Source organism: Bradyrhizobium sp. INPA03-11B (genome assembly GCF_040446015.1).
In the GTDB taxonomy this organism is placed as follows: Bacteria; Pseudomonadota; Alphaproteobacteria; order Rhizobiales; family Xanthobacteraceae; genus Bradyrhizobium; species Bradyrhizobium macuxiense_A.
Genome location: NZ_JASGSR010000196.1, coordinates 1 through 10,023, shown reverse-complemented (window position 1 = coordinate 10,023; position 10,023 = coordinate 1). Strand labels below are relative to the sequence as shown.

Genomic DNA, 10,023 nt, shown 5'->3' with positions numbered 1-10,023 from the left:
TCCGGCCATCCGCAGCCTGAGCCGCGCGCTTGGTCACTCAATACTCCCCGCGCCGGGCCGACTTTTCGCACGGCCTGGATCGCCGAGATCCTGATGCTGCGCAGGCGCGCGACATCGTCGCCGCAACCGGCTGCGAATGTCAGCAGACCGGTATCCGGCTCCAGCAAAAAGACAGTCGTGGCCAGGAAGCTCCCGCTCGAGAACGCGGCTTCGCAGACCTTTCCGTACAGTTCTTCTGGTGATTTCGCGTACAGGATCGCTTCGTTGGTGGCATTCAACGCCGCGAATGTACGTCCGATGCTCGACTGCACGATTCCTGAAGGCCCCGGGGCCACCCCCTTCAATCTGGGGCGGAAGATTGCCCGCGATAGGCCTAAGTGGTGGTTAGCGTATCCGGCAAGTTGCACGACAAAGTAAACGGCTGACGAACGCGGACGGCCGTTTTCCGGGATATTACGGACGCCGGTGTGTCAGCCTGAGGCGGAGGCTTGCGGGGCCCGGATCCCGGGCCTGCCTGGGCCGTCCGAGCCGCCAAATTCCGCATCGCGACCGCACCCGTTCCACTCGGTGAAATCTTAGCCGCGAGCACCCTGCTTGCGGTATGGCGGACCGGATTTTCTGCCCTTGCTCGCACCTCGGCGCTTTGAGAGCATGACGCCGACAACAGCAAGCAAGACCCGCGCATCACGCGGGCCGACCGCGAGGAAATCCCATGCCGATCGTCCAGGCCGACCGTCTCACGCGCATCGGCGCGGCGCTCCTGAAGGGCGCCGGCGCATCGGAGGAGGAGGCGAGCGCCGTCGCGTCCGGCTGCGTCAACGCCAACCTCGCCGGCCACGACTCCCACGGCGTGATCGCGATCCCGACCTACATCGACCGGATCAAGGCCGGCCATATCGTGCCCGGCGCGAAATGGACCGTCGTGCAGGAGACGCCGACCACGACCGTGATCGACGGTCATTGGGGCTTCGGCTTCCACGTCAACGCCAAGGCGATGGAGATGACCATCAACAAGGCGAAGACCGCCAATGTCGCGGCCTGCACCGTGTTCCGGCAGAGCCATGTCGGGCGCCTCGCGCATTATCCGATGATGGCCATGCGCGAGGGCATGATCGGGATCGCGGCCGCGGATTCCGGCCGTTCGCCGAAGCATGTCGCCCCGTTCGGCGGCCGCGAGGCGCGGCTCGGCACCAACCCGCTGTCGATCGCGGTGCCGTCCGATCTCGAGGCGCCGTTCTATCTGGACATGGCGACCTCGGCGGTTGCGGCCGGCAAGATCCAGCTCGCGGTGGCGCGCGGCGAGAGCATCCCGAAGGGCTGGATCATCGATGCCGAGGGGCGCGACACCACCGACCCCAGGGATTATCGCAAGGGCGGCGCGCTGCTGCCGCTCGGCGGCAGCGAAGGCTACAAGGGAAGCGGCCTTGCCGCGATGGTCGAGGTGCTGTGCGGCCTGTTGACCGGCCTCGGTTTCGGCGTCGAGCCGACCGGCCGTCACAACGACGGCTGCTTCATGGCTGTCTTCAACGTCGCCGCATTCCGCCCGCTCAAGGATTTCAGACGCGAAGTCGCCGACTTCGCCCGCTATCTGAAATCGACGCCGCCCTCGGAAGGCAGCCGCGGCGTGTTCTATCCCGGCGAGATCGAACATCTGCGCGAAGTCGAGCGGCGCAAGAACGGTATCGAGATCGAGGATGCGACCTGGGACAAGCTGAAGGCGCTCGCCGCCGACTACAAGCTCACCGACCAGCTCGACCTTCGCTGATACATCGCCCGAGCACAGGAGAACGACATGACACGGCAAATGGCGCTGGTTGGCTTTTTGCAGGCGCAGAACTGCACCAACTTGCCGAGCTCCTGGCGCCACCCGGAGTCGCGCGACGATTCGATGTCCGCGGATTACTACCAGGAGATCGCGCGCATCCTGGAGCGCGGCAAATTCCACATGGCGTTCTTCGACGATCGCCTGGCAATGCCCGACCGCTACGGCAACGATCACGCCCACACCGTCGAATACGGCATCCGCTGCGTGAAGATGGACCCGATCGTGGTGCTGACCACGATGGGCATGGTCACGACCAGGCTCGGCCTCGCCTCGACCGCCTCCACCACCTATTTCGAGCCGTTCGACGTCGCCCGCCGCTTTGCCACGCTCGACCTGATGACCAACGGCCGCGCCGCCTGGAACGTGGTGACGTCGGTCAATGACGGCGAAGCACTCAACATGGGCCGCGAGCAGCATCTCGAGCACGATCTCCGCTACGACCGTGCCGACGAGTTCATGGAGGTGGTGCTCGGCCACTGGGACGCCTGGGAAGACGGCTCGCTGGTGATCGACAAGAAGTCCGGCCGCTTCGCCGATCCGACCAAGGTGAAGCGGCTCGACCACAAGGGCCAGTTCTTCACCTCGCGTGGCCCGTTCACGGTGCCGCGCTCGGCGCAGGGCCACCCCGTCGTGATCCAGGCCGGCGCGTCCGGCCGCGGCCAGCGCTTTGCCGGGCGCTGGGGCGAGGTGATCTTCACCGCGGCGCGCAACCTTGCCAATGCCAAGCAGGGCTATGACGCGATCCGCGGCGAAGCCGCCAAGGCCGGCCGCGATCCCGATCAGATGTTCCTCTGCAACCTGATCACGCCGGTCACCGGCGCGACCAAGGCTGAGGCCGAGGACCGGATGGCGGTGATCCAAAAACTGCCGCTCGAGATCGACGCGCTGTCGCTGCTCGCTGAAGGCCTCAACTTCGATTTCGGCGCCAAGGGGATCGACGAGCCGCTGACCACCGAGGAGCTGCAGGGCATGCAAGGCATGCTCGGCATCCGCGACGGCGTGCTGCGCACCTCCGGCAAGAGCAATCCCTCGACCCGCGACTTCATCACCTTCTCCGGCCGCGGCCAGGTGCAGGACGCGATGGTCGGCGGCCCGAAGGAGATCGCCGACCGGCTGGAGGAAATGTTCGTCGGCCGCGGCTGCGACGGCTTCGTCGTCGCGGCGAGCTATGTGCCGGGCTCCTATGCCGACTTCGTCAACCACGTGGTGCCGGAGCTGCAGAAGCGCGGCCTGTTCCACAAGGACTATGCTGGCACGACGCTGCGGGAAAATCTCGGGCTGAAGCGCCCGGCCGCCGGCGCCTGGAAGACCCGCGCGCAGGCCGCGGAATAGAGGGATATCATCATGCGCTGGCTGAAATTCACCGCCGCGGGCAATACCGCAAGCACTACTTCTTGGGGTCTCGTCGAGGGCGACACGGTCACGACCGTCAACGGCGATCCGTTCGGCGAATGGAGCAAGACGTCGAAGACCCACGCCTTGAAGGACGTCAAGATCGAGCTGCCGCTAGTCCCGCGCACCTTCTACTGCGTTGGGCTGAACTATTTGAAGCATCTCAAGGAGGCCGCCGACAAGGCCGGCACGGTGCCGAACGTCCCCGATCGTCCCGAGATCGGCTATCGCGCGCAGAACGCGCTGATCGCGCATGACGAGGATGTCGTGATCCCGGCAAGCGCGACCGAGAAGATCCATTACGAGGGCGAGCTCGTCGTCGTGATCGGCAAAAAGGCAAAACACCTGACCGAAGCCAATGCGATGGACTGCGTGTTCGGTTACACCATCGGCAACGATGTCTCAGAGCGCAGCTGGCAGAAGGCCGATCGCGGCCTCTGGCGATCCAAGAACGCCGACACGTTCAAGCCGATGGGCCCGTGGATCGAGACCGACGTCGATCTCGACCGCATGGAAACCGCGATCCGCGTCAACGGCAAGGAGACCGGCCGCTTCCGCACCAACGAGATGATCTTCGGCATCGTCCCGTTCCTGGTCGAGCTTTCGAAATACTTCACGCTGTCGCCCGGCGACGTGATCTGGATGGGCACCGACGGCGCATCGCCTGATCTCAGGGACGGCGACGTGGTCGAGATCGACATCACCGGCATCGGGACATTGCGCAACAGGTTCGTGAAGGAGAAGGTGTGAGGTCCTCCACCCTCCCCTGGAGGGGGAGGGTCGGCTCGCATGAGCGCAGCGAATGTGAGCCGGGGTGGGGTGATCTCTCAACTCGGGCAGTGTTCTTGGCGGATAGACCGTCACCCCACCCCGTATCGCATCGCGCTTCGCGCAATGCGATACGACCCTCCCCCTCCAGGGGAGGGTGAAGGGAGCGAACCCCATCCTACATTCGAGCTACCGCACAGCCCCCGGCCGGCTCTTCACGTGATCGATGAAGGCGCGCAGCTTCGGCATGATCTGGCGGTGGCCGGGATAGTAGAGAAACACGCCCGGCGTCGTCGGCGCGAAGGACTCCAGCACGCGAACGAGCTTCTTCTCCTTCACGGCGCCGGTGACGAGCGGCGCGGGCACTTGCGCCAGTCCGACACCTTCGAGCGCCGCGCCGACCAGGGTCGGGAAATCATGGCCGATGAAGGATCCGGACACGGCAAGCTCGATCGAGCGGCCGTTGTCGTTCAGCGACCATGGCGCAAGCCCGCCGTTCGAGCGCCGCAACCGCAGGCAGGCGTGATCGCGCAAATCGTCCGGACGCTTCGGCCGGCCGCGGCGCGCCAGATAGTCCGGGCTGCCGACGATAGCGAAGGGAAACGGCTTGGTCAGGCGAACCGCCACCATGTCGGGGTTGATGAACTGGCCCATCCGGATGCCGGCATCGAAACCGCCGGCGGCGAGGTCGACCAGTTCCTCGCTGGCGGCGAGCTCGACCTCGATCTCGGGATAGGCCTTGCAGAATGAGGCGATCAGCGGCTCCAGCAGGATCGGCACCACCGAGCGCGGCACGGTGAGACGCAGCAGCCCGGCCGGCTTCTGCCCGAGCGCGCGCGCGGCCCCGCTCGCGGCGACCAGCTCCTCGAACGCCGGCCGCGCGCGCGCCAGGAATCGTTCGCCGGCTTCGGTGAGGCCGACGCTGCGGGTGGTGCGGATGAAGAGCACGGCGCCAAGGCGCGCCTCGAGCGCGCGCACCGCCTGGCTGATCGCCGACGGCGTCACCGCGAGCTCGGTCGCCGCGCGGCGAAAGCTGCGGTGCTGGGCGACGCTGAGGAACGCCTCCACGCCGTCGAGCGCCCCTTGCCGGACTGTGAAGTTCTGCTTCATGGCCCGTCAACATTATCGCGAATAGTCCTCCACGGAAAGCCGCCTTAGATCGGAAGCGACAGCGCGACGCGCGCTGATCGACGCGACATCACGACTTCAGTCGTGAACGGAGACCTGCGACCGATGAAAACGATCCGTCACACAATCCTCGCCCTCACCCTCACTTTGACAGGCGCCACCACCATGACCGCTCCCTCCCCTGCCCAAGCCCAAGCTCAAGGACAAGCTCAAGCCATGCCAACGATAACCACCGGCGTGATCGTCATCCTGACCGTCAAGGCGGGCGTCACCCGCGAACAGGTGATGGCCGTGATGCCGGATGAAATCCGGCAGACCGTGCAGCTCTATCTCAATGGCAAGGTGCGCGAATGGTATTCGCGGTCCGACGGGCGCGGCGTCGTCTTCCTGCTCGACGCCAGGGACACCGCCGAGGCGCACACGATCATGGAAGGCCTGCCATTGTCCAAGCTTGACATCATGGACCACGACTACATCGCGATCGGCCCGCTGCTGCCGCTCCGCCTGCTGGTCGCCAAGCCCTGAATGCAAGCCGAGGTCGAACCCGGTCGACGGGTTCGGCCTCGCTACCGCATCGACAAATGGAGGATGCCGGCCGTGCCGATCAGTCTCAACATTCCGTTCCTGCTCAGCGTCGCCGGAGCATTTCTGACGAGTGCCGTGGTGGCCGTGACCTATGTCTGGCCGGCGCTCCGCGCGATGCCGCGGCATGAGGCGCTGCGGCTGCTCGCAGCTTTCCATGCCTTCCGGTTTCTCGGGATGAACTTCCTGGTCACCGGGTTCGTGTCGCCGCAGGTGAACCCGGTGTTTGCCGGCGCGGTCGGCTGGGGCGATCTGACCGCCGCTGCTCTCGCGCTGCTCGCGATGGCGGCGCTGTCGTGGCGCTGGCCGATCGCCCTTCCAATCGTCTGGCTGTTCAACATCTGGGGCACGCTGGATCTGCTCAACGCCTACTACATGGGCGCGACCAAGAACGCGGATCCCGGCCTGTTCGGCGCCGGCATCTATATTCCGGCGCTGTATGTGCCGCTGCTGCTGGTCAGCCACGTGATGATATTCATGCTGCTGATGCGGGCCAAATCGGCGGAGGCCGTAGATGCGTAGGATCGGGACCACCTCGACCGTCATCCTGAGGTGCGAGCGGAGCGAGCCTCGAAGGATGCGCGGCCCGGCTGGTGGCCGTTCGCCCTTCGAGACGGCCGCTTCGCGGCCTCCTCAGGGTGACGGGGCTCGGAGCGCAGCGCGCGGCTCCATCACCGCCATGATGTCGCGTGCGATCAAAACGGCAGCGCCACGCCGGTCTTGATCTCTTTCAGGATCACGTTGGTGCGGACGTGGCGGATGCCGGGGATGCGGAACATGAACTCGTCGAGGAATTTGTTGTAGGCGTCCATGTCGCGCACGACGACGCGCAGATGATAGTCGGCATCGCCTGTGGTTGCGAAGCATTCCAGCACCTCGCGGCGCTGCATCACCCGCGCGACGAACTCGTCGACGAACTTGACGTCGTGCCGCTCCAGCGAGACGTGCAGGATCGCCGAGGTCGCAAAGCCGGCGCGCTCGCGCGCCACCAGCGCCGAATAGCCTGAAATAACGCCGGACTCTTCCAGCGCACGAACCCGGCGCCAGCATGCCGAGGTCGACATCCCGACAGTCTCGGCAAGTTGCTGGTTGGTGGCGCGGCCGTCCTTTTGCAGTTCGGCGAGAATTCGTTCGTCTTGCTCTTCGACCATGTCGAGGCTCCGATTTGGTAGACTTTACCAAATATGATCCATTTCAGCAACCTTCCACCGAATCCAGGGGTGCACGAAGAATACATAGGTAAGACCTACCAGGCCCACAGGCATAGCCTTGTCCAATCAGACATTTCGATTCCCGGAAGGGTCACTCATGGGCCAGATGCCGCTGCTCGACGCCTACCAGCTGTCCGAGCGCTACAGCAGGGAACGCGGCCGCGTCTTCCTCACCGGCACGCAGGCGATCGTGCGCATCGCGCTCGACCAGATCAGGCGCGACCGCGCGAGCGGCCTCAACACCGCGGGCTTCATCTCCGGCTATCGCGGCTCGCCGCTCGGCGGCGTCGATCTCGAACTGTGGAAAATCGGCGAGCTGCTGAAAGACAGCCGCATCGAATTCCTGCCTGCGGTCAATGAGGACCTTGCGGCGACAGCCGTGCTCGGTTCGCAGCAGGTCGAGACGCAAGGGGATCGCGAGGTCGATGGCGTGTTCGGGCTGTGGTACGGCAAGGGCCCCGGCGTCGATCGCTCCGGCGATGCGCTGAAGCATGGCAATGCCTATGGCTCCTCGCCGCACGGCGGCGTGCTTGTGGTCGCCGGCGACGATCATGGCTGCGTGTCGTCCTCGATGCCGCACCAGTCCGACGTCGCCTTCATGAGCTGGTTCATGCCGACGCTGCATCCGGCCGATGTCGGCGAATATCTCGCGTTCGGCGAATATGGCTATGCGCTGAGCCGGTTCTCCGGCATGTGGGTCGGCTTCAAGGCGATCTCGGAGATCGTGGAGTCCGGCGCCTCGGTCGAGCTGCCCGCACCGCGCCGTTTCATACAGCCGGATTTCGTGCCGCCGCCGGGCGGCCTGCATTATCGCTGGCCTGATCTGCCGGGCCCACAGATCGAGGAGCGGCTGGAAGCGAAGAAGCACGCCGTCTACGCCTTTGCAAAAGCCAATCCGATCGACCGTCGCATCTACGGCATCAAGGATGCGACCTACGGCATCGTCACCACGGGCAAGGCGCATCTCGATCTGATGGAGGCGCTGCGCCTCGTCGGGCTCGATGAGGCCGCGTGCCGCCGCCACGGCATCGACATCTACAAGGTCGGCATGGTGTGGCCCTTAGCGCTGCACGATGCGATGGAGTTCGTGACGGGCAAGCGCGAGATCCTGGTGGTCGAGGAGAAGCGCGGCATCATCGAAAGCCAGTTCAAGGAATATTTCTACGACTATCCCGGCGCCAAGCCGGAGCGGATGGTCGGCAAGCATGACGAGCGAGGCGCACGGCTGATCTCCTGGACCGGCGAATTGTCGCCGCGGATGCTCGCCGACGTGCTGGCGCGGCGGCTTGATCCGATGTTTCCCGAATTGCGGCTCGCGCGCCGCGTCGCGGCGCTGGTGCCGGAGCCGGATCGGAGCATCGCGGTGCCGGGCGCGACGCGCACGCCGTATTTCTGCTCCGGCTGCCCGCACAACACCTCGACGAAAGTGCCCGAGGGCTCCAAGGCGCTGGCCGGCATCGGCTGCCACTTCATGGCGAGCTGGATGGACCGCGAGACTTCGTCGTTGATCCAGATGGGCGGCGAAGGCGTCAACTGGGCGGCCTCATCGAAATTCACCGGCAACAGCCATGTGTTCCAGAATCTCGGCGAAGGCACTTATTATCACTCCGGCTCGATGGCGATCCGGCAGGCGATCGCGGCGAAGGCCAACATCACCTACAAGATCCTGTTCAACGACGCGGTGGCGATGACCGGCGGCCAGCCGGTCGACGGCCCGGTCAGTGTGTACGCGATCGCCCACAGCGTGCGCGCCGAAGGCGTGTCGCGGATCGCGCTGGTGTCGGATGATCCCGCGCGTTTCTCGCCCGCGGATTTGCCCGTCGGCGTCACCATTCACGCGCGCGAGGAGATGGACGCCGTGCAGCGCGAGCTGCGCGAAATCATCGGCGTGACCGTGCTGATCTATCAGCAGACCTGCGCCACTGAGAAACGGCGGCGGCGCAAACGCGGCACGATCAAGGATCCCGCGCGCTTTGCCTATATCAACGACCTCGTCTGCGAGGGTTGCGGCGACTGCTCGGTGGAATCCAATTGCCTCAGCGTCGAGCCGAAGGAGACGCCGTTCGGCCGCAAGCGCAAGATCAACCTCTCGACCTGCAACAAGGATTTCTCCTGCCTCAACGGCTTCTGCCCGAGCTTTGTCACCATCGAGGGCGGCAAGCGGCGGGCGAAGAGCGCAAGCGCGATCGATCCGATGGCACGCGCCGCCGCGCTGCCGGCGCCGGAGTTCACGACACTCAGCAAGCCTTATGATCTGCTCGTCACCGGCGTCGGCGGCACCGGCGTCATCACGGTCGGCGCGCTGATCGCGATGGCCGCGCATCTCGAGGGCCGCGGCGTTTCGGTGCTCGACTTCACCGGCTTCGCACAGAAATTCGGCCCAGTGCTGAGCTATCTGCGGCTCGCGGCGGATCCCGCGGCGCTGCACCAGGTGCGGATCGACCAGGGCGCGGCCGACGCGCTGATCGGTTGCGATCTCGTGGTGAGCTCGTCGGCCAAAGCATCCGGCACCTACCGCAAGGGCATGCGCGCCGCGGTCAACATCGCCGAGATGCCGACCGGCGACGTGGTACGCTTCCGCGATGCCGATCTCGCCTCGCCGGTTCGCCTGCGCGCCATCGAGCGGGTGATCGGGTCGGGCAACCTCACCACCATCGACGCCAATGCGCTGGCCGAGCGGCTGCTCGGCGACAGCGTCTTTGCCAACATCATGATGCTCGGCTTTGCCTGGCAGCAGGGCCTGGTTCCAGTATCACTCGACGCGTTGACCCGCGCGATCGAATTGAACGGCGTCGCCGTCGAGCGAAACAAGCAAGCGCTGGCCTGGGGCCGGCTCGCCTGTGCCGATCCGGATTTTCTGCCGAAGGCTGAGCATGCTGTCGTCAGCACGCCTGAGACGCTGGAGCAGATGGTCGCGCGCCGCGCCGATTTCCTCACCGACTATCAGGACGCGGCCTACGCCGCGCGCTACCGCGCCACAGTCGATCGCGTCCGCCGCGCCGAGGCCGCGCTCGGCAGTGACCGCGAAGACGGTGCGCCCCCTCTCCCGCTTGCGGGGGAGGCCGTAACGCATCGTCAGATGCGTTGCGGGTGGGGGCTCTCTCCACGATACGATTC

At 65.5% G+C, this 10,023-nt stretch carries 9 protein-coding genes; 6 read left to right on the top strand and 3 right to left on the bottom strand.

Annotated features, from left to right (window positions below):
• Positions 1-311: hypothetical protein (locus tag QMZ05_RS39085; protein WP_353705609.1), on the bottom strand; the 311-nt coding region annotated here is incomplete at its 3' end.
• Positions 312-712: 401 nt separating this feature from the next.
• Between QMZ05_RS39085 and QMZ05_RS39080 the strand changes: the two genes are divergently transcribed.
• From QMZ05_RS39080 to QMZ05_RS39070, 3 genes are read left to right on the top strand one after another with little or no spacing between them, the layout of a single operon-like run.
• A complete protein-coding gene (locus tag QMZ05_RS39080) occupies positions 713-1,765 on the top strand; it encodes an Ldh family oxidoreductase (protein ID WP_279708217.1) in 1,053 nt (350 codons plus the stop codon).
• A 27-nt stretch (positions 1,766-1,792) separates the two neighbouring features.
• Entirely contained in the window at positions 1,793-3,157 is a 1,365-nt protein-coding gene (locus tag QMZ05_RS39075) for an LLM class flavin-dependent oxidoreductase (RefSeq protein WP_353705608.1), read from the top strand.
• A gap of 12 nt (positions 3,158-3,169) precedes the next feature.
• Positions 3,170-3,967, top strand: a complete 798-nt coding sequence (locus QMZ05_RS39070; RefSeq protein WP_353705607.1) for a fumarylacetoacetate hydrolase family protein — start codon at positions 3,170-3,172, stop codon at positions 3,965-3,967.
• A gap of 207 nt (positions 3,968-4,174) precedes the next feature.
• Here the strand turns inward: QMZ05_RS39070 and QMZ05_RS39065 are convergent, their stop codons facing one another.
• On the bottom strand, positions 4,175-5,095 hold the full coding sequence (locus QMZ05_RS39065; RefSeq protein WP_353705606.1) for a LysR family transcriptional regulator: 921 nt from the start codon (positions 5,093-5,095) through the stop codon (positions 4,175-4,177).
• A gap of 234 nt (positions 5,096-5,329) precedes the next feature.
• On the opposite strand from QMZ05_RS39065, the gene QMZ05_RS39060 reads away from it, so the two are divergent.
• Both QMZ05_RS39060 and QMZ05_RS39055 read left to right on the top strand, forming a co-directional pair.
• Positions 5,330-5,638, top strand: a complete 309-nt coding sequence (locus QMZ05_RS39060; RefSeq protein ID WP_353705605.1) for a hypothetical protein — start codon at positions 5,330-5,332, stop codon at positions 5,636-5,638.
• Positions 5,639-5,701: 63 nt separating this feature from the next.
• Positions 5,702-6,217, top strand: coding sequence for a hypothetical protein (locus QMZ05_RS39055; RefSeq protein WP_353705604.1), 516 nt, complete (start codon positions 5,702-5,704; stop codon positions 6,215-6,217).
• 173 nt (positions 6,218-6,390) lie between these two features.
• On the opposite strand, the gene QMZ05_RS39050 is transcribed toward QMZ05_RS39055, so the two are convergent.
• Positions 6,391-6,846, bottom strand: coding sequence for an Lrp/AsnC family transcriptional regulator (locus QMZ05_RS39050; protein ID WP_353705603.1), 456 nt, complete (start codon positions 6,844-6,846; stop codon positions 6,391-6,393).
• Between the two features lie 157 nt (positions 6,847-7,003).
• On the opposite strand from QMZ05_RS39050, the gene QMZ05_RS39045 reads away from it, so the two are divergent.
• The coding region (locus QMZ05_RS39045; RefSeq protein WP_353705602.1) for an indolepyruvate ferredoxin oxidoreductase family protein at positions 7,004-10,023 on the top strand (3,020 nt) is incomplete at its 3' end.